This window comes from Enterocloster clostridioformis (genome assembly GCF_020297485.1).
Taxonomy (GTDB): domain Bacteria; phylum Bacillota; class Clostridia; order Lachnospirales; family Lachnospiraceae; genus Enterocloster; species Enterocloster clostridioformis.
Genome location: NZ_JAIWZC010000001.1, coordinates 4,355,179 through 4,381,049, shown reverse-complemented (window position 1 = coordinate 4,381,049; position 25,871 = coordinate 4,355,179). Strand labels below are relative to the sequence as shown.

Annotated in this window: 21 protein-coding genes; 6 read left to right on the top strand and 15 right to left on the bottom strand. The window is 50.5% G+C overall.

The window, feature by feature from the left end; genetic code table 11:
* Positions 1-16 precede the first annotated feature (16 nt).
* From LA360_RS21970 to ltrA, 4 genes are all read right to left on the bottom strand, one after another.
* Positions 17-661 carry a shikimate kinase gene (locus tag LA360_RS21970; protein ID WP_022202478.1) on the bottom strand — a complete coding sequence of 215 codons (645 nt, stop codon included), beginning with the start codon at positions 659-661 and terminating at the stop codon, positions 17-19.
* On the bottom strand, positions 658-1,269 hold the full coding sequence (locus tag LA360_RS21965; RefSeq protein ID WP_022202479.1) for a flavin reductase family protein: 612 nt from the start codon (positions 1,267-1,269) through the stop codon (positions 658-660). Before LA360_RS21965 ends, LA360_RS21970 begins: the two co-directional genes overlap by 4 nt.
* A gap of 34 nt (positions 1,270-1,303) precedes the next feature.
* Entirely contained in the window at positions 1,304-2,974 is a 1,671-nt protein-coding gene (locus LA360_RS21960; RefSeq protein ID WP_057571943.1) for a putative manganese-dependent inorganic diphosphatase, read from the bottom strand.
* A 371-nt stretch (positions 2,975-3,345) separates the two neighbouring features.
* A complete protein-coding gene (ltrA, locus tag LA360_RS21955) occupies positions 3,346-4,761 on the bottom strand; it encodes a group II intron reverse transcriptase/maturase (RefSeq protein WP_166433694.1) in 1,416 nt (471 codons plus the stop codon).
* A 221-nt stretch (positions 4,762-4,982) separates the two neighbouring features.
* Between ltrA and LA360_RS21950 the strand changes: the two genes are divergently transcribed.
* A complete protein-coding gene (locus tag LA360_RS21950) occupies positions 4,983-5,168 on the top strand; it encodes a hypothetical protein (protein ID WP_146774919.1) in 186 nt (61 codons plus the stop codon).
* A 59-nt stretch (positions 5,169-5,227) separates the two neighbouring features.
* Here the strand turns inward: LA360_RS21950 and LA360_RS21945 are convergent, their stop codons facing one another.
* Positions 5,228-6,682: an N-acetylmuramoyl-L-alanine amidase family protein gene (locus LA360_RS21945; RefSeq protein ID WP_057571942.1), complete on the bottom strand. Its 1,455-nt coding sequence runs from the start codon at positions 6,680-6,682 to the stop codon at positions 5,228-5,230.
* A 121-nt stretch (positions 6,683-6,803) separates the two neighbouring features.
* Entirely contained in the window at positions 6,804-7,433 is a 630-nt protein-coding gene (locus LA360_RS21940) for a hypothetical protein (RefSeq protein WP_057571941.1), read from the bottom strand.
* A gap of 138 nt (positions 7,434-7,571) precedes the next feature.
* Between LA360_RS21940 and LA360_RS21935 the strand changes: the two genes are divergently transcribed.
* A complete protein-coding gene (locus LA360_RS21935; protein WP_022202484.1) occupies positions 7,572-8,120 on the top strand; it encodes a GNAT family N-acetyltransferase in 549 nt (182 codons plus the stop codon).
* Positions 8,121-8,148: 28 nt separating this feature from the next.
* Here the strand turns inward: LA360_RS21935 and malQ are convergent, their stop codons facing one another.
* Both malQ and LA360_RS21925 read right to left on the bottom strand, forming a co-directional pair.
* Positions 8,149-9,648: a 4-alpha-glucanotransferase gene (gene malQ / locus LA360_RS21930; protein WP_112481563.1), complete on the bottom strand. Its 1,500-nt coding sequence runs from the start codon at positions 9,646-9,648 to the stop codon at positions 8,149-8,151.
* A 141-nt stretch (positions 9,649-9,789) separates the two neighbouring features.
* Complete coding sequence (locus tag LA360_RS21925) at positions 9,790-10,680, bottom strand: AraC family transcriptional regulator (RefSeq protein ID WP_112481562.1); 891 nt, start codon at positions 10,678-10,680, stop codon at positions 9,790-9,792.
* Positions 10,681-10,826: 146 nt separating this feature from the next.
* On the opposite strand from LA360_RS21925, the gene LA360_RS21920 reads away from it, so the two are divergent.
* Both LA360_RS21920 and LA360_RS21915 read left to right on the top strand, forming a co-directional pair.
* Entirely contained in the window at positions 10,827-13,115 is a 2,289-nt protein-coding gene (locus LA360_RS21920) for a glycogen/starch/alpha-glucan phosphorylase (RefSeq protein ID WP_022202487.1), read from the top strand.
* 107 nt (positions 13,116-13,222) lie between these two features.
* Positions 13,223-14,476 carry a S8 family peptidase gene (locus tag LA360_RS21915; protein ID WP_022202488.1) on the top strand — a complete coding sequence of 418 codons (1,254 nt, stop codon included), beginning with the start codon at positions 13,223-13,225 and terminating at the stop codon, positions 14,474-14,476.
* Positions 14,477-14,599: 123 nt separating this feature from the next.
* Here the strand turns inward: LA360_RS21915 and LA360_RS21910 are convergent, their stop codons facing one another.
* The 7 genes from LA360_RS21910 to LA360_RS21880 all read right to left on the bottom strand — a co-directional run bounded on the left by LA360_RS21910 (position 14,600) and on the right by LA360_RS21880 (position 23,372).
* Positions 14,600-16,012 carry an oxaloacetate decarboxylase subunit alpha gene (locus LA360_RS21910; RefSeq protein ID WP_022203019.1) on the bottom strand — a complete coding sequence of 471 codons (1,413 nt, stop codon included), beginning with the start codon at positions 16,010-16,012 and terminating at the stop codon, positions 14,600-14,602.
* A gap of 130 nt (positions 16,013-16,142) precedes the next feature.
* Positions 16,143-17,288: a sodium ion-translocating decarboxylase subunit beta gene (locus tag LA360_RS21905; RefSeq protein WP_112481561.1), complete on the bottom strand. Its 1,146-nt coding sequence runs from the start codon at positions 17,286-17,288 to the stop codon at positions 16,143-16,145.
* Positions 17,289-17,338: 50 nt separating this feature from the next.
* Complete coding sequence (locus LA360_RS21900) at positions 17,339-17,722, bottom strand: biotin/lipoyl-containing protein (RefSeq protein ID WP_002585886.1); 384 nt, start codon at positions 17,720-17,722, stop codon at positions 17,339-17,341.
* 50 nt (positions 17,723-17,772) lie between these two features.
* Positions 17,773-18,582 carry an OadG family transporter subunit gene (locus LA360_RS21895; RefSeq protein WP_057571938.1) on the bottom strand — a complete coding sequence of 270 codons (810 nt, stop codon included), beginning with the start codon at positions 18,580-18,582 and terminating at the stop codon, positions 17,773-17,775.
* Between the two features lie 17 nt (positions 18,583-18,599).
* Positions 18,600-20,051, bottom strand: coding sequence for an acyl-CoA carboxylase subunit beta (locus LA360_RS21890; protein WP_002585884.1), 1,452 nt, complete (start codon positions 20,049-20,051; stop codon positions 18,600-18,602).
* A 255-nt stretch (positions 20,052-20,306) separates the two neighbouring features.
* Positions 20,307-21,521: an aspartate kinase gene (locus LA360_RS21885; protein ID WP_022203016.1), complete on the bottom strand. Its 1,215-nt coding sequence runs from the start codon at positions 21,519-21,521 to the stop codon at positions 20,307-20,309.
* Between the two features lie 132 nt (positions 21,522-21,653).
* Complete coding sequence (locus LA360_RS21880) at positions 21,654-23,372, bottom strand: DUF5722 domain-containing protein (RefSeq protein WP_112481560.1); 1,719 nt, start codon at positions 23,370-23,372, stop codon at positions 21,654-21,656.
* 321 nt (positions 23,373-23,693) lie between these two features.
* On the opposite strand from LA360_RS21880, the gene LA360_RS21875 reads away from it, so the two are divergent.
* Both LA360_RS21875 and LA360_RS21870 read left to right on the top strand, forming a co-directional pair.
* Complete coding sequence (locus tag LA360_RS21875; RefSeq protein WP_225537648.1) at positions 23,694-24,278, top strand: hypothetical protein; 585 nt, start codon at positions 23,694-23,696, stop codon at positions 24,276-24,278.
* A 46-nt stretch (positions 24,279-24,324) separates the two neighbouring features.
* Positions 24,325-25,821, top strand: a complete 1,497-nt coding sequence (locus LA360_RS21870; RefSeq protein ID WP_057571937.1) for a sulfurtransferase — start codon at positions 24,325-24,327, stop codon at positions 25,819-25,821.
* The last annotated feature ends 50 nt before the right edge of the window (positions 25,822-25,871 follow it).

Here is a 25,871-nt window from a genome sequence, read left to right as displayed (position 1 = left end):
ATACAGCTGCCAGCCGCTATACGGTTTCAGCCATCCTGAGAAGCGCAAGCTCCTCCTTAAGGGCTGCAATCTCAGCTTCGTAAGCTTCTATCTTGCGGTCCTTTTCCTCCAGAATCTTCTTCTGTTCCTCCACTATGCGCTCAATCATATTGCGGTCCATCATTCCCTCAATGATGTCCCTCAGCGCATCCACCGTGTCTCCCGGAGTCTTTCCCTCCTCATCAATGGTGATGTCCGCGTATTTCTCATAATAAGGCACACGCTCATTGTAAAGGTCCCGAAGGGTAAATCCCGGTTTTAGGGCCACGCCCCTGTCCACCACATTGCCAATGCGCTTTTCCATCTCTTCATAGCTCATCTTCAGATAGACCACTTCGCTGATTTCCTTCAGGTGCTCCATGGCCTTCTCACCATATATGACGCTTCCGCCGGGAGCAATGACAGAAAGAGCCACATCCAGTTCGGCATTGATTCTCTCCTCCACTTTAAGGAATCCGTCCATGCCCTCCTGTGCAATAATTTCCTTTAGAAGCCTGCCCTCCTTTTCCTGTATCACGATATCCACGTCCACAAAGGAAAATCCCAGCCTCTTGGCCAGCAGTACCCCAATGGTGCTCTTGCCCGACGACGGCATGCCTATCATGGTAATGTTCGGTTTCACGCTTTTTTCCTCCTTGAAGTCCTGTTCTTATCATTCTGCCTTTTAACCGGTTTCTTCACCGAATACCCAAAGCTTCCCAGCTTCTTTCCCAGCTCAAAATACTCTCCGTGGGAATAGCTCACAAGTCCGGACATATTGAGGTTAAACTTTCCCCTGCCGTCCATATACCGGTTGTCAATGGTCACTCCCATCACCTTGGCAATGAACATATCATGGCTTCCCAGCTCCTTCACTTCCACCACCTTGCACTCAATGTTCACCGGGCTTTCCTCAACCCCCGGCGCCTTCACATACCTGGATGCCTGCGGGGTCAGCCTTGTCTCCTTAAACTTATCCACGTCCCTGCCGGATTTGACGCCGCAGTAATCCGTGGCCCGGACCAGCCGCTTATTCACCAGATTAATGACAAATTCTCCTGTGTCCCTGATGATGCTGTGGGAGAAACGCTCCTTGCGCACGGATATGGACACCATGGCGGGATCCGAGCAAATGGTGCCTGCCCAGGCCACTGTAATGATGTCGGGTGTCTCTCCCTCCCTGCCGCAGCTGACCATAACAGCCGGCACCGGATAGAGCATGTTGCCTGGTTTCCAGTATTCCTTTGACATATCTTAATCCTCCTGCCCATACCGGGCCTCTGTTCTAATCCTGCTCCGCCAGCATCAGCTCCGGAATCAGCTGTTTTTTACGGGATACCACTCCCGGCAGGCTCAGCACCGGTTCCGGCTTTTCCGCGGCTTCCTCCATATCCAGGTGAAACGCCTTGGCTGCCAGCTGCACCGCGCCCTGTCCATAACAAATCAGGTCCGTGGATTCCTTCAGTATGTTGGTCAGCATGAAAAATACCATATCCAGGCTGTTGCTCTCCTTGGCCTTTTCCATATATCCCAGCATCTTCTCCTTCAGGGTATCCAGCTCTATATCATTTAACGACGTAATCTGTCCCACGCCAATCAGCGCCTTGCCTACAGAAAACTTCTTAAAATCCTGGTAGAAAATCTCCTCGTCGGACTTATCCTTTAAATTACTTCCCGCCCCGAACATTTCCATGGCGTACTTCTCTATATCCAGGCCGGCTATGGCTGCCAGGGACCTGGCAGCCATCTCATCCACCGGTGTGCAGGTGGGGGACCGGAACAACAGGGTATCCGACACAATGGCGCTGCACAGCAGCCCGGCAATCTTCGGCTCAATCTCCACCTTATTTTCCAGGTACATCTGGTAAATAATGGTGGCCGTACAGCCCAGGGGCTGGTTGCGGAAGAACACAGGAGCCATGGTCTGGACCGTTCCCAACCTGTGATGGTCGATGATTTCCATGATTTCAGCGCTCTCGATACCTGCCACGGCCTGGCTCTTCTCGTTGTGGTCCACCAGAATTACCTGCTTGCCCCTGGCGCCCAACAGATTCCGGCGTGAAATCATTCCCAGATACCTTCCCTCCTTGTCCAGTATAGGGAAATCCCGGTGCCTCTTGCTGGCCATGACCTCCCGGATTTCATCCGTATAATCATCGCTGTTAAAGGTAATCAGATGCTCCCTGGTCATGAAATAGCTGATGGGCATGCTCTGGTTAATGAGACGGGCCGCCGTATATGTGTCGTAGGTGGTGGCAATGACCGTGCATCCCCTGTCCTGGGCAATCTTCTTGATGGTCATGGACACGCCTGCGCCCTCACACACAATGATGCAGTCAGCTCCCATCTCAATGGCACAGAGCTGGGACTCATAACGGTTGCCCAGTATGACCAGGTCGTGGGGTTCAATGTAAAATTCCATCAGGTCCGGATTGGCGGCTGCAATCAGCACCTTTCCCTTGTCAAAATAGGCGTCCGCATTTCCCACCACAATATCGGCTTCCAGTGTTTCAATGATATTGGAATACTGGGTATGGGCCTTGGACAGAATGCTGCTGTCATAAATATTCATATAGGTCTTTGTAATATCGCCCACCGTGATAAGCCCTTCCAGGGTACCGTCGGGCCTGACGGAAGGAATGGTCACCACATTGTTTTCCTGCATGATGTTCCATGCCCTTTTTAAGGAAATGTTATCCGCAACTCCCCTGGTCTTGCGGATTTCAATGTCCTTTACCTGGGTCCTCACATCCTCCACCAGCTTAGGCTCCTCCATGCCGAAGTAGTCCAGGACAAACCTGGTCTCCCCATTCACATGGCCTGCCCTGGCCGGAATATACGCATCCCCTGTAATGGCCCGTTTTAGGTTGGCATAACAGATAGCCGAACAGATGGAATCCGTATCAGGATTCCTGTGGCCGATGACCGTTGTCTTTCTTTTTAATTCCTGCTCCATTTTCTCTCCTTCGATTCTGCATCTATGGTAATATATAATGTTTCATAATCTGTTTACAACAAATTCACACTTCGTTCACATTTATTTTTTATACTATTTTCATAAGAACAAATTGCTTACACAAATGATAAATAGTAAAATTGCACATAGATTTTTCATAATTACCCCGGTTGTTATACAATCGGGGTCTCCTCATTTTATAAGGCTTTTTCGGGTTTAAAACTCCGGCTCTATCTTTATACTGTATACAAGATACGTCCCGCCATTTCAGTATATCAGACCGTATTTCTTTTTTCAACAACAACATCGGATAGGGGAGATTTTAACCTCCCCTTCCACACCACGTAGCGTACCGTTCGGTACTACGCGGTTCAATAGTTTACTCGGACTTTCAGATAGTGGGCAGTCATATCGGGATAACCAAGTCTGTCCACTATGATTCTTTTGGTGAGTGCCGAGTTGAGCATTCCCGCCGCTCTCCACACTCCCTTTCGGCAGTTCGCCATCTCATGCACCTTCCACTCTGGTAAATGTAACGCCCGCAACATTTTATATCTTGTGCGTACCTTCTTCCATTGTTTCCAGTACACCGCTCGGATTCTGTGGCGCAGCCACTCATCCGTCTGTTCCATCAGGCTTTTCATGTCTGCATATCGATAATAGTTAATCCATCCCCTTGCATAGCTTCGGCGTTTTTCTTCCCTCTCCTGATTGCTCCATTTGTTCCCTCTGGTTGTCAGCTCCCGTATCCGGTTCTTCATTTTTGCCACCGACTTCGGGTGTATCCTCATGCGGCATTTCCCTTTATGCCGGTAAAAGCCGTAGCCCAGGTATTTTATCTTGCTGACGTGGCTCACTGTCGTTTTCTGAAGATTGACTTTCAGAAACACTTTTCCTGTGATGAATGGCACAATGTTTTCCATTGTCCTCTCTGCGCTTTTCCTGCTTTTGCACAGAATCAGGCAGTCATCCGCATACCTCACATACTTGTGTCCCCTGCGCTCCAGTTCCTTGTCCAACTCATTCAGCATGACATTTCCACATAAGGGACTTAGCGGGCCTCCCTGCGGCACGCCCTCGGTCGTTGCGTGAAATCCTCCGTCCTCCATTACTCCGGCTTTCAGGTACTTGTGTATCAGCGAGATTACCCTCCCGTCCTTCACCGTCCTCGACAGCACCTCTATCAGCTTGCTGTGGTTCACCGTGTCAAAGTAGGATTGTAAATCCATGCTGACCACGTAGACATATCCTTCGTTGATATATTTCCTACATCTTTCCAGTGCGTCATGCGCCCCTCTGCCGGGACGGAATCCGATGCTGTTGTCAGAGAACTGTTCTTCATATAAGGGCGTCAGTTCCTGTGCGATTGCCTGTTGGATTACCCTGTCTACCACTGTGGGTATCCCCAGTTTCCTTGTTTTTCCTTTCTCCTCTTTGGGTATTTCTACCCTTCGGACTGGGTTTGGCTTGTATTTGCCTTCCCTCACCTGCTCGACCAATTCGGACTGGTGTTCTCTCAGGTAGGGTAGAAGTTCATCCACCTGCATTCCGTCAATCCCACCAACGCCTTTGTTCGTTTTGACCTTCTTATAGGCGGCATTTAGATTGTCGCTTCTAAGAATCGTATCTAGCAGGTTGTCCGTCCGAAAGTCCGTGTTGGTGTCGGGGTTCCCGGTAATCCTTTCATGGGCGTACTCTCCTGTTTCCCTTCCCTGTTCCGCAGGTATCTCTCGCAGGTAGTCCTCAATATGAAGTTGTCTGTACTTAATTCCATGTCCGGTTTCCATTTGGTAACGACACCTCCTACTGTTCAGTCCTTCCCGGTGCGTTTGCGACCGCCCGGTACTATGACCTCTGCTGACTTCTCACGGCAAGCTTTACTCCGTGACAGCGAATGTTTTATCGCCACTTTCACGTCCGTGAGACCTCCCCGGGTACTCACACGTTCTTTCCCACTTATACCTGCCCCGTTTACTGCTGGCGTTCCGTGCAGTTATTGGACTTTAGTTTGTTAGGCAACCTCATCCACGCTTCACAGCCTATCCGGACAACTTTTACAGGCCAGTGGTTTGCCTCCGGCTTCCTTCAGACCCCACCTCACGATGACGCCCTTGCCATTGGCTGCACCCTTCCCACTGCCGGGCGGGTCAGGGACTTTCACCCGTTAGAACGTGCGCCCGCCGGGCGCACCTAAAAGGGACGGCCCTTCCGCCAGCATGGCGGGAGCTGTCCCTTTTAAAAGCTTATGCAGCATCAAAGCTCATATACCTGATCACATGTAAAATCCGGAAGCGTGGCGCCGCTGTCTGCCTTCTTCGTCTTCTTCCCACTGTCATCCGTATAGTAAACTTCCCTGTCCTCAACCAAATAGACATAATCCCCATCGCTCTTATAGGCCTTCTCATTGGTCTGTACCTTACCTGATCCGTTGACCAGATAATATTTGCCATCCACCTTATAGACCTCGTACCGGGAGTCCCCGTCCGCTGTCACCAGCAGCCCGTTGTAGTACAGGAATCCATCCTTTTCTCCGCTGAAGCCAGCTCCCTTGTTAGAGCCGGAAGTGTTGAAATAGAAGGTGCAGCGCTTGCCGTCGTCGTCAACAATGCCTGTATTCCTGCCGGTGAGCATCCTGCCGTCAGACCCCTTCTCTCCGAAATACCCCACCATCACACGTCCGCCGGATACAATCTTAACCAGACCGTTCTTTCTGCATCCATACTGGTTCACAAAATAATTCTCGCCGTCCACCCGGACCGTGGCTGCATTCATGGTGGAGATGCCTGTCTTAAGGTATGCGGGAGTGCCGTTGTTCTCAAAGTAATACCACTCCTTATCCCCTTCCTTTGGAAGCTCCTCGTCCCCCTTCTTGGAGATGGCTGCCCCGTCGTCGGAATCACCAGGATGTTCAGAGAGCTGCTTCCACTGTCCCTTTGCAATGGCTCCGTCGTCCTTACCGCCCAAATACACGAAACGGCTGATGCCTGTGGCATCGTCGCTGTCCACTTTCTCCTTCACCGCATGCCAGCCCGTCAGCATGGCTCCGTTCTGGTCAAAATAATATTTTTCTCCGTGAATGGTCTCCTGGTCATAATTACCGGATAGAGAGCGCTTGGCCTTGCCGTTATTCTGGAAGAAAAACCACCGGGAATTCTCATCTGCCTTCTTATATTCCCTGGAGATGTCCCCAATCTCAGGAAGATTATCCTCGTCAAATTCCAGGCATACCCAGCCCCGTTTCATGGCCCCGTCGTCCTTGCCGCCCAGGTAGTAGATATTATCGCCCTCGTAGAACCAGCCTGTGCGCATCTTACCGTCGCTGTCAAAGTTGTATCGGCCGTCTCCTACATTTTTCCAGCCTTCCTCTGTCTTGCCGTTCTTGCCCAGGAAATACCAGCCTTCTTCCTTCAGGCCGTCCTTGCCGTCTGTGTGGACCCAGGAATTCTTCACCATGACTCCCTTGTCATCCACATAGTATGTATTCTCTATCCAGGTGCTCTTCTCAATCTCCCCGTCGCTGCCCAGGAAGTATGATTTTCCGTCCCGTATCCTCCATTCATTGGTCACATAGTTTCCCTTGCTGTCCACGAACTTAAGGACTCCGTCTTCTGTCTTCCATCCGGACTCCGCACCAAAAGCAGTGCCGGCAGTCATCACCCCCATCAGCAGTCCTATGGCCCATCCTGTCAATATCCTTTGTCTGGTCATATCCTCCACCTCCTTATAGTATCATTTTATCAGAAAATGAAAGGAAATAACAGGATGAGAAAGGGGAAAAATTGTGTAAGAATTACTTAATTTTATCTATCCAGGCAAATAATCTCACAGTTTACAGCTCATACTCGTAATTGCATGAAAAGCTTGGAAGGGTCTCTCCGCTGACCTTCGTGGTGGCGGCGCTCATGCTGGAAGCCGGTGTCTTAAGATAGGCCGGTGTGCCGTCACTCTCAAAATAATACCAATAGCTCTCACCTTCCTGAGGGGCGTCGTCTGAATCAGACCCGGTTATCTCATCCTTGTCATCACTGTCCCCTGGATGCTCTGACAGCTGCATCCACTGGCTTTTAGCCATGAACCCCTCGTCGTCCACGGTCATGGTTGCATAATCACCGTCGCCGGCCTTCTTAGCCTTTCCATTGGTCTGGAAATAAAACCATTTCACATCTTCCCCTGCTGAAGAATAGGCCGGAGATATATCCCCCTCCTCCGGCACCTCGTCCTCGTCAAAGGCCAGGCACCGCCAGCCCGTCTTCATGGCCCCGTCGTCCTCGTCTCCCAGATAATATGATTCCTCCTTGGAAGTTTTCCACTCATTTGCAGCATAACTGCCGTTGGAATTCACATATTTCCATGTTCCGAACTCACTTGTCCACCCTGCGGCCAGGGCTGTCCCTGCCGCGGCAGCGTTTAACAGCAGGCAAAGTCCCCATCCTGTCAGCATTTTCTCCGGTTTCTTCATATCCTACCTCCTTTTGCTGCCATTTTACCAGAAGGACGGTGAAAATTTCATGAACAGCCGGTGGAAAAAATGTGAAATCAGTGCTAAAATGTATGTTGCGAATACTCTGAAATATCCGTTTAGAAAGGAGTCACCGATATGTCAGAAACAGCCATCACAATCCGTATGGCGGAGGAAGCAGACGCCGAAGCCCTTCTGGCCATATACGCACCCTATGTGGAAAAAACAGCCATCACCTTTGAATATAAGGTGCCCACTGTCCGGGAATTTAAAAACCGCATCGCCTCCACCCTGAAACGGTACCCTTATCTGGCTGCCGACCGGGACGGACGCATCCTGGGATATGCCTATGCATCTGAATTTAAGGAACGGGCTGCCTATGACTGGGCTGTGGAGACCTCCGTCTATGTGTCCGAAGACGCGCGGCGCACCGGCGCGGGCTCCATTCTCTATGAGGCATTGGAAAACTATCTGAAACGGCAGAATGTTATCAACGTCAATGCCTGCATTGCCTACCCCAATCCGGGCAGCATTGCCTTCCACGAAAAACACGGCTACCGCATCGTGGGCCATTTCACCAAATGCGGCTATAAACTGGGCCAGTGGTGGGATATGGTGTGGATGGAAAAAATGCTGGGGCCTCACCCGCAACAGCCGGAACCTTTTATACCGGCAGGCAGACTCTAGAGCCTGGCTTGAAAATTCCGGTCCTTCGCTACGCCCTCAGCCGCCCATATATCCCGGCCAGCCGCCTGCACCGTTTCACGGTTTCCTCATTCAAATCTTCCCCGCTCATCCTCCACCGCCAGTTCTTCCCCAGGGTAGACGGCTCGTTGATTCTGGCAGACGTGCCTAATCCCAGATAATCCTGTACCGGTATCACCGCCAGGTCAGCCACGCTTCCCAGCGCTGCCCGGACTAAATCCCAGTGGAGCTCTCCCTCCGGTGTGTACCCGGCTCCTATGTACTCCCTGACAAACTTCCTGCCATGTTCATCCAGTGACGCGTACCAGCCCTCCGCGGTATCATTGTCATGAGTGCCTGTGTACACCACGCAGTTGGTCCCGTATTTGTGGGGCAGATAGTCACTGTCCTCACCGGCGTCAAAGGCAAACTCCAGCACCTTCATTCCGGGAAATCCCGTATCCTTCAAAAGCTGTCTCACAGTAGGCGTAAGGAACCCCAAATCCTCTGCAATGATAGGCAGCCTGTCCCCGCCGAAATATGCCTGCATCTGCCGGAAAATTTCGATTCCCGGCCCCCTTTCCCAATGGCCGAACTCAGCCGTGGGGTCGCCGTAGGGTATGGCGTAATACTCATCAAATCCCCGGAAGTGGTCCACCCGCACCAAATCATACATGCAAAAACAGTACTCCATTCTCCGCATCCACCAGGCAAATCCTGTTTTCCTGTGGTATTCCCAGTTATACAGAGGGTTTCCCCACAGCTGGCCTGTGGCTGAAAATCCGTCAGGCGGACAGCCAGCCACGGCCCCCGGCATATTATTCTCATCAAACTGGAACAATTCAGGCCGAGACCAGCTGTCGGCGCTGTCAAATGCCACATAAATGGGAATATCCCCTATAATCCGGATACCCTGCTCATGGGCATACCCCTTAAGGGCCTTCCACTGTTCCTCAAATTTAATCTGCTGGAATTCATAAAACCCAATCTCATCCGTCAGCATGGCCCTGTATGCCTCCAGCGCCTCCGGTTTTCTCAGACGGATTCCTTCATCCCACAGATTCCAGCTGCATGAATCAAAATGGCTCTTTACCGCCATATAGAAACAATACTCCCTGGTCTCATCCCCCAGTTTCCGGCCTGCCAGTTCATGGACCAGCTCCGGGGTCCGGCCCTCCTTCCAGCGCTCATAGGCCTTCCTCAAAAGCGGAAATCTGCCGTCGTATATTTTCTTATAATCAATATCCCTCTCATCACTTCCAAAATCCGTGTCCAGACACTCCTCCCTTGTGAGAAGTCCCTCCTCTGTCAGCTTTTCCAGGTCAATAAAATAAGGGTTTCCCGCAAAAGCCGAAAAAGACTGGTATGGCGAATCTCCAAACCCGGTGGGACCCAAAGGCAGAATCTGCCAGCAGCTCTGGCCCGCTGCCTTTAGTGTATCAATAAAATCATATGCTTCCTTAGAAAATGCCCCGATGCCATACCGCGAAGGCAGGCTGGCAACCGGAAGCAGCATACCGCATTCCCGCATAGTGATAATCTCCTTTTTGTCCGGTTCACCCAATCATTTCACTGCCGCACGCTCATGCTGCCGCGCAATAACACTGCCGCAATTCCGCAATCTGACAGGCCCCGGAAAATACCGATTCATTTTATCACACTTTCACAGCCCCTACAAGTAATTCCCCCCATTCTTGCGGTATTCCCCCGGCGTCTTCCCGTACTTTCTCCGGAACAGCCGGTTAAAATAGGATATATTATCAAACCCGCATCTCTGGGCCACCGCCGTCACCGGATCCGGGGTGGTGAGCAGCATTCCCGCTGCCTTTTCCAGGCGGAATTCATTGAGATACTGTATGAACGGCACACCCATATACTGTTTAAAATACTTCATGAAATGGGAATTACTGTAAAAGCACAGTTCCGCCCCGTCCTCCACGGTTATCTTCTCACCGTAGTGTTCCTCCATATACTCCAGCAGCCGTTTCATCCTCTCCCTGGACTTTCGCGGCTGTCCGGCAGCCTCCGGTCCCCAAATCCCCGCAATCAGGCCCAGAAACCAAAACAGGGTTCCCTTTACCCCCATCTGGTAGGCATAACCCTTTTTTCCGCACAGCTGGTCCATTTTCCTGATACATTCCATAAAAGCCCCGTAATCCGGCAGACCTTCCGTAATATGAAGAGGCTTACCTATGCCGCCCTCTGTCATGGGCCGTAAAAAATTATAGGTGCAGAGATCGGATTCATCCGTCATGAGCATGGAAGGAAGGAAAATGATATTTTCATACTCCATTGCCTCAAAACCGCACTGGCTGATGCCATGAAGCTGTCCCGGAAACACCACCACGGCCTCCCCCGCCCCGGCTTCATAGGGCTCCATATCCACCGTCACCATACCCCGCCCCTTTTTCACAGCGATGATCTCCATATCCTCATGCCAGTGAACCGGAACCTGGCTGAAATCAGCAGGAATGGAGCAGGGGTAAATGTTAAAGGGGAAATCCTTGCCCGCATGCTCTTTCATCTCATGGTATCCATATTTATCACGCATGCCGTCCCGCATCTACAGACCACCTTTTATCATATTTTTGATAGTATTGTACTATATCATCACATAATTATGCAAGATTTTCTTTTTGCATGCCATTATAATACAGACAAACGTACAATCATGCCGTTACCGGCACACCTTACGGAGGAATGTAAATCATGAATCAAAACCAATTGGAACAAATGCTGACAGATGCCTGCAAAAAAGATATTTCAAGCTGCACTGACAAAGAACTGTACACGGGCCTTCTCTGCCTGGTAAATAAACTGTCCAAAGGCCGGGAATCCGCCCAGGGCAAAAAGAAATTGTACTATATTTCCGCCGAATTCCTTATAGGAAAGCTGCTATCCAATAATATGATAAACCTTGGAATCTGCAGCCAGGTGAAATCCATTCTGGCAAGCCACGGCAAAGACCTCTGTGTCCTGGAGGAGCTGGAGCCTGAGCCTTCCCTGGGCAACGGCGGACTGGGCAGGCTGGCGGCCTGTTTCCTGGATTCCATAGCCACCCTGGGGCTGAACGGGGACGGAATCGGGCTGAACTACCATTTTGGCCTGTTCAAGCAGTTATTTAAAGATAATCTCCAGAATGAGGAGCCCAACCCATGGATGGAAAACACCTCCTGGCTGAACAGAACCAATGTCACCTACCAGATTCCATACCGGAACTTTACACTCACCTCACGGATGTATGACATCAAAGTCACAGGCTATGGCAACCGCACCAACAAACTGCATCTCTTTGATGTGGAGACCGTGGATGAATCCCTTGTGGAGGATGGAATATCCTTTGACAAGACGGATATCAGCAAGAATCTTACCCTGTTCCTCTATCCGGATGACAGCGACAGGGCAGGCCAGATACTGCGCATTTACCAGCAGTATTTCATGGTCAGCAACGCTGCCCGTCTCATACTGTCCGAGGCAGCGGCAAAAGGTTCCACCCTTTACGACCTGCCAGACTATGCGGTCATCCAAATCAACGACACCCATCCCACCATGGTCATTCCCGAGCTGATTCGTCTTCTCACCACAGAGCACGGCATGGAAATGGATGACGCCATCCAGGTGGTTACGCGGACCTGCGCTTATACCAACCACACTATCCTGGCGGAAGCCCTGGAGACCTGGCCCATGGACTACTTCAAGGAGGCGGTTCCCCAGCTGATTCCCATTATGGAGGTGCTGGACGACAAGGTCAGGAGGAAATTTGACGATCCGTCCGTATATATCATTGACAAGGGCGACCGGGTGCACATGGCCCATATTGACATCCACTATGGCTTCAGTGTCAACGGCGTGGCTGCCCTTCATACAGACATACTGAAGAAGAATGAGCTGAACAACTTTTACAGGCTTTATCCGGAGAAATTCAACAATAAGACAAACGGCATCACCTTCCGCCGGTGGCTGCTTCACTGCAATCCCCAGCTGGCTGATTATATATCAGCACTCATAGGCGATGGCTTCAAGAAGGATGCATTTGAACTTAAGAAGCTGGATGACAGTACATTCACAGCCAACATGAAGATCCTGCACCGCCTCTTAGCCATCAAGGACAGTAAGAAGCAGGAGCTGGCAGACTACCTTAAGGAAACCCAGGACATTGACATTGACCCCAAATCCATTTTTGACATACAGGTAAAACGTCTTCACGAATATAAGCGCCAGCAGATGAACGCCCTGTACCTGATACACAAATACCTGGAAATCAAACGGGGCAGCAGGCCGACCACTCCCATCACCGCCATCTTCGGAGCCAAGGCAGCGCCTGCATATACTATTGCAAAGGACATCATCCATATGATACTGTGCCTCCGTCAGGTTATTGACAGCGACCCGGATGTAAGGCCCTGGCTGAATGTGGTCATGGTAAATAATTACAATGTGAGCCTGGCTGAAAAGCTGATTCCTGCCTGTGATATCTCAGAACAGATATCCCTGGCCTCCAAGGAAGCCAGCGGCACCAGCAACATGAAATTCATGCTGAACGGAGCCGTGACCCTGGGTACGGACGACGGAGCCAATGTGGAAATCCACGAGCTGGCAGGCGACGACAACATCTATATCTTTGGTGAATCCAGCGAAACCGTCATCCGGCGGTACGCAGAAGGCAGCTACTGCTCCCGCTCCTACTATGAGGCGGACCCTGACCTTAAGGAAGCCGTTGATTTCATCATCAGTCCCGCCATGGCGGCCGCTGGTTCCAGAGAACACCTGGAGCGCCTGTACAACGAGCTTCTGAACAAGGACTGGTTCATGACCTTCCCCGACTTTAAGGATTACTGCCGGACCAGAGAACAGGCTCTTAGCGACTACGAAAACCGCACGGCCTGGGCCAGGAAAATGTTAATCAACATCAGCAAGGCCGGTTACTTCTCCTCTGACCGTACCATTGAGGAGTACAACCGGGATATATGGAAGTTAGATACGGGTCTGGCACCATAATTTGTAATAAAATCGGAAGGATTTTCATAAAATTTTCAAAGTCTTATGCTATCTTATGTGTTATACTATTACAATGGTATAATGAAACATCAAAAAGGAGCATAGTCATGAAAAAACTGATTACGGCCACGGCGCTTTTCCTGGCACTTGCCACAGCGTCCGGGGCCGTCCCCTATAATGCGGCGGATAACGCGTTCTCTGCCTATGCGGTAGGCCCTGGCCTCAACAACCTGTCTGTCAAGGACGGCAAGGCCTCGTACCAGTGGGCCCTTAAAAATGACGGCCAGGCGCAAAAAATAGTCCAGGAACTGAATATCGATTCCCTGGACCCTGCCTATGTGCACAGGAACAAAAGAGGAAAGGTAGACGCCATAGTTCTTCCCCCGTTGGAGCCAGCCAATATCCTGACCAGCACCATTGATGCCGTTCCCGGAATCGACATCAATATCCAGCCGGCATGGCAGGCCTATTCCCAGATAGGGCCAAAGCGCCCTCTGACCGTGGCGGTCATAGACACGGGCGTGGACATCTCCCATCCGGATTTACAGGGCTCCATATGGGTCAATGAGGACGAGATTCCCGGAGACGGCATTGACAATGACGGCAACGGATTCGTGGACGATGTAAACGGCTGGAACTTTTACAGCAATACCAACCAGATATACGAAGGCCCGGAGGACGTCCACGGCACCCATGCGGCAGGCACCATTGCGGCCTCCAAGGATAACGGCGGTATCGTGGGAATAGCAGACAACAATTATGTAAAAATCATGCCTGTAAAAGCCCTGGGAGGAGAGGACGGGAAGGGTTCCCCGGAAAATGTAATTGCCGCCATTAAATATGCGGAGGCCAACGGCGCCCAGATATGTAATTTAAGCTTTGGATCCCGGAACTGTACAGAAGAATTCAAGGCAGCGATCCGCGACTCCGGGATGCTCTTTATTGTAGCCGCGGGCAACGGGGATGACAACGCAATCGGCTACAACATAGACGCCTCCCCCATTTACCCTGCCTCCCTTCCCTTTGACAACGTGATAACCGTAGCCAACCTGATGTTTGACGGCACGCTGGACGCGAGCTCCAATTACGGTGCCGCCAGTGTGGATATCGCTGCTCCCGGCACCTTCATCCTGGGCATCACTCCTGACAATGGCTATGCCTTCATGAGCGGCACCTCCATGGCCGCCCCCATGGTCACCGGTGTGGCAGCCATGCTCTATACCTCCAGGCCGGAATTAAGCCTGCCGGATATCAAAAACGTAATCCTGGCCTCGGCCCGCAAGACGGACAGTCTGAACGGCAAGGTATTATGCGGCGGAATGGTGGATGCCAACGGGGCTATGCATTGGGGCCGGCAATAATCAAGAGCAAGGCGGACAGAACCCAAAAAGGCAGCCTCCACATCTGCAACTGATGCGGAGACTGCCTTCTTCTGTTTCATTTATAACTTCTTCTTACATCCCAACCGCGGTTATTCCACGCAATTAAACAGGATAAGCCTTGCTGTCCTTGTCGGCCGCGCTGCTGTCAACCTTAGTCTGCTGGGCAGCCCTGTACTCGAAGAAATCCTTGGCCACTGCCGGGAACAGCGCATAGCTGAGAACATCCTCATCCTGCTGCTTCCACTGTGCGCATTCCTTCTCAAACTGAGGAAGCTGCGGAGCAATCAGGTCGGCGGGACGGCAGGTAATCGGTGTCTCGTCGCCGATAATCTTTTTCTGCACTTCCGGATTAAAGGGCTTAACTGTCTGGCCGAATTCGCCAAGCATGATTTTCTTGGATTCCTTTGGAACCATCTTATAGCGCTCGCCCATAATAACGTTCATAACAGCCTGTGTACCCACAATCTGGGATGACGGGGTAACTAACGGAGGCTCACCGAAGTCCTTGCGCACTCTCGGAATCTCCTCCAGAACTTCGCGGTACTTGTCTTCCTGTCCGGCCTCTTTTAACTGGCTTACCAGGTTGGAAAGCATGCCGCCCGGCACCTGATACTGAAGGGTCTTGATATTAACGCCCAGAACCTTCGGGTTCAGAAGGCCGCTCTTAAGGGCCTGCTCACGTATGGGCTGGAAATGGTCTGCAATCTCAGCCAGCAGTGACTGGTCATAGCCAGTGTCATAGGGGGTGCCGCGGAAGGTCTCCACCATAACCTCAGTGGCCGGCTGGCTGGTTCCCAGAGCCAGAGGTGACATGGCGCAGTCGATGATTTCGCATCCTGCCTCTACTGCCTTTAAGTAGGTCATGGAAGCAACACCTGATGTGTAGTGGGTATGCAGGTCGATAGGAAGGCTTGTTCCTTCCTTCAGCGCCTGTACCAGCTCTGATGCCGCATATGGAGTCAGCAGGCCTGCCATATCCTTGATACACAGGGAGTCAGCGCCCATGTCCTCAATTCTCCTGGCAATATCCTTCCAGTAATCCAGTGTATAGGCATCGCCCAAAGTATAGCACAGCGCAATCTGAGCATGTCCTTTTTCTTTGTTGGTAGCCTTCACAGCTGTCTCCAGGTTGCGGATATCATTCAGACAGTCAAAGATACGGATGATATCAATACCGTTGGAAATGGACTTCTGTACAAAATACTCCACTACATCGTCTGCATAGTGGTTATATCCCAGGATGTTCTGTCCGCGGAACAGCATCTGCAGCTTGGTATTCTTAAATCCGTCTCTCAGTTTCCTCAGTCTCTCCCATGGATCTTCCTTCAGGAAACGGAGACAGGAATCAAAGGTAGCTCCGCCCCAGCACTCAACCGCATGGTAGCCTACCTTGTCCATCTTATCGATAATGGGCAGCATCTGCTCTGTGGACATTCTGGTTGCGAGCAAAGACTGGTGGGCGTCACGAAGGACGGTTTCCACAATCTTCACTGGCCTCTTTTCTATCTCTGCCATAGTTATAATCCTCCTCGTTATGAGCATTTGGCGCCGTCTTTAAGGCGCTTGTGCGATACATGCCGCCCGCGCCCGGCAGGTGCTTTCACAGGCCGGGCGAAACGGCTGTCATTGTCAATATATTATGCCATTATACCCCAAATATTGCCATGAAGGTACCGGCCGCAACAGCGGTGCCGATAACGCCTGCAACGTTTGGTCCCATTGCGTGCATCAGCAGGAAGTTGGTCGGGTCTGCTTCTGCTCCCACCTTCTGGGACACACGGGCCGCCATAGGAACTGCGGACACGCCGGCAGAACCGATAAGCGGATTGATCTTTCCTCCTGTAATATTGCAGAGGAGCTTGCCTAAAAGCACACCGCCGACGGTGCCGAAGATAAATGCGGTCAGGCCCAGGGCAACAATCTTGATGGTAGTTACATTTAAGAATGCCTCCGCGCTGGTGGTGGCGCCTACGGAAGTACCCAGCAGGATAACCACAATGTACATCAGGGCATTGCTTGCCGTGTCAGCCAGCTGCTTCACAACGCCGCTCTCACGGAACAGGTTGCCTAACATCAGCATTCCCACAAGAGGTGCCGTGGACGGCAGGATAAGGCATACCACGATGGTTACGATGATGGGGAACAGAATCTTCTCCAGCTTGGATACAGGACGAAGCTGTTCCATCTTAATCTTACGCTCCTTCTCAGTTGTCAGAAGCTTCATAAATGGCGGCTGGATGATTGGAACCAGTGCCATGTAGGAGTAAGCCGCAACCGCGATAGGTCCCATGATCTGGGTCTGTCCCAGCTTACTGCACAGGAACAGGGATGTAGGGCCGTCCGCACCGCCGATAATGGAGATGGCCGCAGACTCCTTGCCTGAGAATCCTAACAGGATGGCGAAGAAATAAGCAGAGTAGATACCCAGCTGCGCGGCCGCGCCCATAAGGAAGCTGATTGGGTTTGCGATAAGGGGGCCAAAGTCCGTCATGGCTCCAACGCCCAGGAAGATAAGGGAGGGCAAAATGCTCCACTCATCCAGCTGGAAGAAGTACCACAGAAGCCCGCCTGTTCCGTTGGACGTCTGTTCCGGAGAATACATGATATCCGGATAAATATTGACCAGCAGCATACCGAATGCAATCGGAATCAGCAGCAGGGGTTCAAATCCCTTTTTGATAGCAAGGTATAAGAACACCAGGGCCACTACGATCATTACATAGTTGCCTGCTTCCAGATGGAAAAAGGCCATCTGGTCCAGCAGGTTGTTAATTATATTGCCAAAATCCATAATGTTCCCTCCATAATGAATCCCACATTGCTATGGGCTCATCTCTTTAATTAGTTCAGAGTAGCTAATACCGTGCCGGATTCAACGGAATCGCCGGTGGACGCATTAATGCTGGCAATGGTTCCGTCCTGAGGAGCCACGATGTCATTTTCCATCTTCATAGCCTCCAGAACCAGGATTACGTCGCCCTTCTTCACAGCCTGTCCTGCCGCCGCCTTAACAGCTACTACCTTGCCAGGCATGGGTGCGGATACGCTGACAGAACCTGCTGCGCCTGCCGGTGCTGCGGCCGGAGCCGGTGCTGCCGCGGGGGCCGCGGGGGCTGCCGGAGCTGCAACTGGGGCTGCCGGGGCTGCCGCAATGCCGGATACAGCGCCTTCTTCTACGGTTACTGCATATGCTTTACCATTAACTGTGATTGTATAATTCTTCATGATTTCAATTCCTCCTGAATGAAAATAGTTATGGAACGTTTCCCGTCCTCTTATCTGCCTTTCGACCTCTGTACACGGCGGATGGAACGAACCACCAGTCCGTTAGAAGAAGTTCCCTCATATGCTGCGATGGCTGCCGAAATCACTGCCACCAGCTCGGCGTCGCCCATCAGGTCTTCGCCTGCCGCGGGCGCTGGGGCTGCCGCCTTAACAGGCGTGGGTGCTGCCGGTGCCGGCTCTGCCTTTGCTTTCTGTCCTGTCTCCCACTTGTGGATGAACTTAAAGCAGGCAATGAGCAGGCTGATGAATATAAGGACCGCGAACACGGTGCCGATACCGATTACTGCATATACGGTTGCCGTTTCCAACAGTTGCCCAACGGTCTTGTTCTCTTCTTCATTTGAAGCAAGTTCAGTAAATTCCGCATCTACAATCTGCTGGGAAATCATATTCAGATTCATGACATACTGCATGGAACCCTCGGTGAATGTAACAGGCAGTATAACGGTATAGGTACCATCCGCCATCTGTACCACGCTTGCCTTGTCAATGTCGATGCTTCTGACATCTCCCAGTTCCTTCCTTACATTAATCTGCTCTTCACAGATGGCTGCCATAACCGCGTTGCCCTGGGCTTCCGACATGACCTTCTGCGCAATCAGCCCTTCCGTGCTGACGCCCAGCGACTGGACTGCCGTCAGCTTGGCATACTCTGCCATCATATCATCAACAGGAGTTCCGTCCGTGGCAATCCGGGAAGATGTCACAGCTTCATCCTGTTTTGCTGAGCAGGCCGACAGGCTCAACAGGCAGGCGGCCATCAGAACTGCTGCTGCCACTCGTTTCATTAATCGTCTCATATACCTGTCACCTCTCTTTAAACCGTGCCATGCTTCTTAGACGGACGGTCCTCTCTCTTTGTGAACAGCATTTCAAAGGCCGCGATTACCCTCTGACGGGTCTCCCCTGCCTTTATTATGTCATCTACATATCCTCTCTTCGCTGCTGCCACAGCGCTGGACTGAAGTGCAGTGTACTCTGCTGTCTTTTCATTGATGAGTGCGGCGGCATCACCGGATGCGGCGATTTCCTTTGCATACATAATCTTAACTGCCTCGGATGGATTCATCATACCAATGACAGCGTCAGGCCATGCATATACCACATCAGCGCCAATAGACTTGCTGCCCATGGTCAGGTATGCGCTTCCGAATGCTTCCTTAACAATTACAGTTACCTTGGGAACGCTGGCATTGGCATAGGCATAGGTAAGACGCGCCGCAGCCTTTGCAATCCTTCTCTCGCTGCACATCTTGGCCTTGTAGCCCTTTACATTCACCAGTGTAAGTACAGGAATATTGAATGCGTCGCAGAAATTGATAAAATCAGCTGCCTTGTCACAGCCTTTGCCGGACAGGGCAGGCTCAAATGTTTCCTTCTTCTCCCCGTTCTCATAGATTTCCGTACGGTTAGCCACACATCCGATGGTTGTCCCGTTCAGGCGGATGAAACCGGTCACCATGGAAGGCTCATAATCCTTCTTAACCTCCATGAAGAAGCTGTTATCGGATATCAGTGTCAGAGCCAGAGCCGTGTCACCGGTGCATCCCTCGATATTATCGCAGATACGGTTTAAGTCATCCTGACACTCTTCGTATGACATATCGTCCTCATTGTTGGCTGGAAGGATGGAAACCAGGGCGCGAATCTGGGCGATAATGGAATCCTCGTCTCCTGTGAAATCAACCAGACCGGATTCCCTGCTCTGGAAATCTGCACTGGAGGTATCACACTTCTCTTTATAATTGCCGTCAATGGCGTTAGGTGAATTAACAAACAGTTTGCCGGACTTTTCTTCCATGAAGGTGAAATCTGTGATGCCGGCAGATACTGCCATGCCGCCGCCGCAGGTTCCAAAGATTGCTGTTATCTGAGGAATCACGCCGGAAGCCATGGTCTGGCTTAAGTACAGCTTGCCGAAGCCGTCCAGGGCATCGGTCGCCTCCTGAAGACGCAGACCTGCACAGTCTACCAAACCGATTACAGGTGCTCCCATCTTCATTGCCATGGAATAGATGTTGCAGATTTTCTTTGCATGCATTTCGCCCATGGAGCCGCCTAATACAGACGCATCCTGGCTGTATACATACACCAGGCATCCGCCGATGGTACCGTAGCCGGTAACCACACCGTCAGCGGGGGTCTCCTGCTCAGTCATGTTAAAGTCAGTGCTTCTGGCCGTTATATAGGCTCCGACTTCAACAAAACTGTTCTCATCAAGCAGGGCTGCTATGCGGCTGCTTGCTGAAGTTTGTGCTGAATTACTCATTTTCCAGTCCTCCATCATTCATAAGTTTAACAATATCTAAGCAACGGAAATCCCCTTCTCAGGCCCGTCGCAAAAAAAAGCAGAAATATTGCCACATACAATTATAATAATAAATTTGTCAAATAGCAAGCTCTTTTCCTCGAAAAGGGTGAAAATATTAACGAATTTTAAGATTCGTAAATACGAAAAGAGCTGTGGCTTTCACAAAATATGTGAACAGCCCCAACTCTTTTTTGTTACAAACCTATTATTCATTTAACCCATGGAAAAAAATTTGTCATGAATGACCTGTACGGCCTTCTCCGCATCCTTTTCGTCCACCAGTACGGATATCTTAATCTCGCTGGTGGATATCATGTTGATATTGATGTTGGCATCATAGAGGGCCTCAAACAGGGTTGCCGCCACGCCGGGATGGTTCATCATGCCGGCTCCCACCACGGAAACCTTGGCAATATGGCTGTTGGTCTCCAGACGGCCAAAGCCAATGGACTCCTGATGCTCCCTTAACAGCACGGAAGCCGCCTCCAGATCGGACTGGGCAACGGTAAAGCAGATGTCCTTGCCCTCCTCGTGGCCGATTCCCTGTAATATGATGTCCACGTTAATATGATTCTGGGCCAGCAGGGAGAACACCTTAAAGGACGTGCCAATCTCATTGGGCACCCCAATCAGGGCAATCCTAGCGATATTTACATTCTTAGCCACACTGCTGATATATGATTTCTCCATGCGTTTTGCAACCTCCTTCACCTTTGTACCTGGATGCCCTGTAAAGCTTGAGAGCACCTCCAGCTTTACATTATATTTCTTTGCCATCTCCACGGAACGGTTGTGGAGCACCTGCGCCCCCAGGGTAGCCAGCTCCAGCATCTCATTGTAAGTGACCTCATCCAGCTTCCTTGCGTCCTTCACGATTCTGGGGTCAGCCGTGTACACCCCGTCCACATCCGTGTATATCTGGCACAGATCCGCCCGAAGGGAGGCAGCCAGCGCAACTGCGGACGTATCGGATCCGCCTCTGCCAAGGGTGGTGATGTCGTCATAGCGGTTGATTCCCTGGAATCCCGTGACAATCACGATTTTCTTCTGATTCAGCTCTGTCTCGATCCGCTCCGTATCCACCTTCTTGATTCTGGCATTCCTGGACACGGTATTGGTAACCATTCCCGCCTGCCATCCCGTCAGGGAAATAACCGGGTATCCCAGCGCCTCGATTGCCATGGCGCAGAGGGCCACAGACATCTGCTCTCCGGTGGACAGCAGCATATCCATCTCCCGGTTGGAAGCAAGGGGATTGATCTCATTTGCCTTCTCAATCAGCTCGTCGGTGGTATCCCCCTGGGCAGACAGCACCGCCACTACCTGGTTTCCGGCCTTATATGTATCCGTGATGATTTCAGCCACATGGCGCAGCCGGGCGGCGTCAGCCACAGAGGTTCCTCCGAATTTCTGTACAATTAAGCCCATATGTCATTCCTTTCGTCCATACATTGTATCCCGCCAAAAAGCGGCGGCCCCAGAGGCCGCCGCCAGCAAGCGCTTATATTTAATTATTTTACACGCTGGATTTTGTTTGTCAACCGAATCCGGCCTTAACTGTTATTTCTCCAGATTCTTCCACTTAAAGTTGGGAACCACATCCGACCACTTGCTGATGCCGATGATTGGCTTTGCAAATTCAGTGGCCTCCAGGGTGGCGTTCTTCTTGTCAATATCCCGGAATACCTGCCATATCTTCTTGCGCTTGGTAGCCACAATCAGGTTGGGCTGGTTCATGTCGCACTCCCACAGGCCGAACTTCAGTCCGTCCTTTGCCTCGGACGGCGCGTCTACCTGACGGCTGACCGTGTAGGCATCAATGTACGGATTGCTGTCCACCAGGTAATAGGAGTAGGCGTAGGCTGCCGCCTGAATCTCCGGAATATTGCCTCTGGTAGGACTGTAGGACGTGAAGCCCTGCTCCGTAAGGATGATGTGTCGCACATTGCCCGCAGGCGCCCTCAGGGTATCCTGCACAAAGTAATCCGTCAGCACGTTCAGGTTGGCAAAATTGATGACCGGTGAATTAAAATCATTTGTGAACAGCCCTGTGGACTGCGGGTCATCCCAGAATTCCGGCTCTGTCATAGGGCATGGATATGGATGATAGGCCAGGCCCCAGTCCATCTGTCCCTGGGTGTTGGCTATGGAGTTAAAGCTGTCCACAATCTCCTTGCCTCCATACTTAAGCTTGCCGTCAATCTCGTTCATCCAGTTATAATCCAGTGAAAAATATACCCGGTCATTGGCATTGGTGCTCTTGATGGCTGTGTAAATGACACGGAATGCCTTCTGATATGCCTTCACATAATTAGTCAGGTCCATGGCCCCCATGTAATTCCACTGCTGATTGTTAATCTCGTTGCCGATGATCCAGTTTGACACCTTGCCGTAATTAGGATTGTCGCCGCTGTAATGCTGGGCCAGGAAGGACGCGATTGCCTTGGTTTGGTCAAATCCGGCTTCGGTTTCCGCATTAAACATGTAGTAAAACGCATTGGAATTCTTCTGTGTGCCCGGATACACCAAATCCGGCGTATTGGGATTCCAGTCATTGAGCAGGATAACCGTAACCGTCATTCCCTTGTTAGACAGCGCGCTGATGGTCTTGTCATAAGCGTCCACCACGCCTTTATTAAAATGGTACGTCTTTCCGTCATACTGGTAATCAATTCCGGTTCCCATAATCTGGGAAAATGCGATGTTGGTGGTCACGTGCTTCACGCCCAGGTCAAAGGCGTCGTTGAGCATGTCAATCTCAATCACAAGCCCCTTCTTAGTCAGCGGGTCATTAAAAGGCGTCTGGTTTTTGGCAATCAGCTCCGGATTGGTTATGTAGTGGGGCTGGCTGACCTTAATGAACTTGGTTCCGTCAAATACAGCCAGGACAAACCGGCTGTAAAGCTTATCCTGAGGTGTGCCCAGGTTCAGGGGCACGCTTACCGAGGCAGCGCTTAAGGCAGGCGAGGAAGCAATGAAATTGCTGCGGCTTCCCAACTCTTCCTCGTAGGGCTGCATTTCAAAGACATAGATGTTGCCGTCCGTTCCCGTCACATCCCCGGTGCTGGAAAATCCAATTTCAACGTTTTGTTTATCTCCTGAAATCTTACAGGAAGTAATCTGGCCCGCCACTCCCGGCGTGAATGCCTGGGCTTCTGCCTGGGTCTCCGCCTTAGCCGTGGTCCCAAATGCCATTAAACTACCCAGAAATGCAGCAGTGCACAGCAGGGCCGCCGTCAGGGTCAGGGCCTTACCTCCTTTAACGAATGGTTTCTTCATTTATGAATTCCTCCCAACTTTCTCCAAAATAGGATACATGATACATCATACATAAATAAGTTTACTTTTTCAATGAACTTTTTATTACATGTCTCTTAAATTATACGAACAGGAGTCACATCTTCCCGTTGTGTTCCGGAGCATCTGCCGCTTTACCGTATCAAGGACGGAGATATATTCTATGCTATTAATAAACTTTTTCTATTGATATCTTGTTATCGATAAAATCTATATTATTGATAAGGCAATACACTTGAAAATACTTTCTTCATATGATAAGTTGTCTACGTTAATAATAATTGAGGAATAGAGAACAAAACTATGATTAAGAAACAAGTCACTTTAGTTAGTGTTTCATTTGTCACTGCCGCCGCAATCAGCGTGGGAACCGCATATCTGCCAGTATATTTCGCAGTACCGAGGATTTTATATGCAAATATAATACCAACCGCTTTGGCCGCAGTTGTCTGCGGTCCTTTATATGGCGCGTCATATGCACTTATCAACAGTTTTATTTTAAACAGCATCGGTATGGGAAGCGGCGTGATTGTAAACGTACTGTTATACCAGATGCTGGAGGCTGCCCTGATTGGTTTGTTTTTTCACACCAAACACGCAAAAAAGACATATGCGGCTATAATTGTTTATATTCTATTGTTTTCCGCTTTTGACGCAACACTTCTGAAAGCCTTTTCTTACATTTTATATTATACGTTCCACGTAAACATGACAGCCGGCAAAAGCCTGATGGATTATCTGGCATACAATTATAGCTTTTATCTGAAATCCGGAATTGCATCTAATTTTATCGTTGTTCTCTTTTCATTAACTGCAGCTGTAATGGCGGGACGTTTTATTTTTTGGTTATGCATGGAAAAAGGCGGATGTCGTGAGACCAAACTATAGTTTGACCTCAATAACATAATAAATTACACGAAGGAGAAGCAGCAGAATGAAACACATCAAACCACTATTGCTGGCAGGAGTAGTTTCGTTTGCGGTAATGGGCTGTGGGAAATCACCGGCTCCGCAGGAAGAAACATCTGTCAAGGAAACAATTGCCGCCACGGAAAAGGAATCCGTGGCCGCGAAGGATGAAGCCCAAACAGTTAAGCTTTTGAAGGCGGACGCGCTGACGGATGATATGCAGCTGGTAGACGTCCGTGAAGAAGAACAGTATATTGGCTGGAATACCGGGAATAAACCGGGGGGACATATTGCAGGCGCCGTGGATTTTCCGGCAAGCTGGCTCAGTCAGAGCCCGGATACCTATGCAATCAGAACGACAATGGAAAACGAATTAAAGCGCCGCGGCATTGATTCCGAAAAACCCCTTGTCCTTTACGGAGATGATACTGTACCGGAGGAAACAGCTTCCATGTATGCGGAACTGGGATTTAAGGACATCTCTGTTCTGGAAGGAGGCTTCTCATCCTATTTGGAAACAGGCGGGGAAGCGGCAATGCTGCCGGGGTTCAGCCTCTATGTATATCCCGACTGGGTACAGGCACTGATAGACGGAAAAAAGCCGGATACGTACGAGGGTTCCGATTATAAAATTATTGAAGTCTCTTTAAGCAGTGAAGAGGGAGAATACGAAAGCGGCCACATCCAAGGCGCAATCAATATAAAAGACACTTTCAACCATGTTCCGGGGCTTCGTGTACTTTCTGAATATGAGAACATACCGATGGAGGAACAACTGAAATTCTGGAATCGTCCGGAAGATTCCGTGATTCAGGAAAATCTGGAAAAGGCCGGAATCACGCAGAATACCACCGTGATTTTATATGCCACAACACCGGCCACTACCGCCGCGCACCGTGCAGGGGTCTTAATGAAATACGCGGGTGTTAAGGATATTCGTTTCTTAAACGGCGGAAAAACACTTTGGAAACTTCAAAACAGGCCTCTGGAGACAGAATCCAATATACCGGAAAATGTTTCCTTTGGAACGAAGGTTCCGTCTAATCCTGACCTTATTTATGACTATGATGAGGAACTGGGATGTGTAAACGACAATCAGGCGGTCATTGCATCCATCCGAAGCTGGAAAGAATATATCGGAAATGTCAGTGGTTATACATACATTGGCGAGGCCGGGGATATTGCCAAAGCGCGTTTTGGTTATGCCGGCTCAGACCCTTACAGCATGGAAGATTTCCGAAATATTGACAATACTATGTTTAACTACGAAATGATTAAGGACAGATGGGTAAAATGGGGGATTGTTCCAGATAAACGTATTTCTTTCCACTGTGGTACCGGGTGGAGAGCAAGCGAAACATATTGGTATTCTCTGGCATTGGGATATCCTGACATTCATGTGTATGACGGAGGCTGGTATGAATGGTCCAAAATGCCAGACAGCCCGAAGAAAGAACCAGGAGTGCCCGCAGACGCACCTGAACAGGAGCCGGCAGAATACTTTATACCAAAGGAAAAGTAAGACAAGAAACTGAAAAAAGTTCTGAAAACAGGGAAGGTTTCCTGCATACA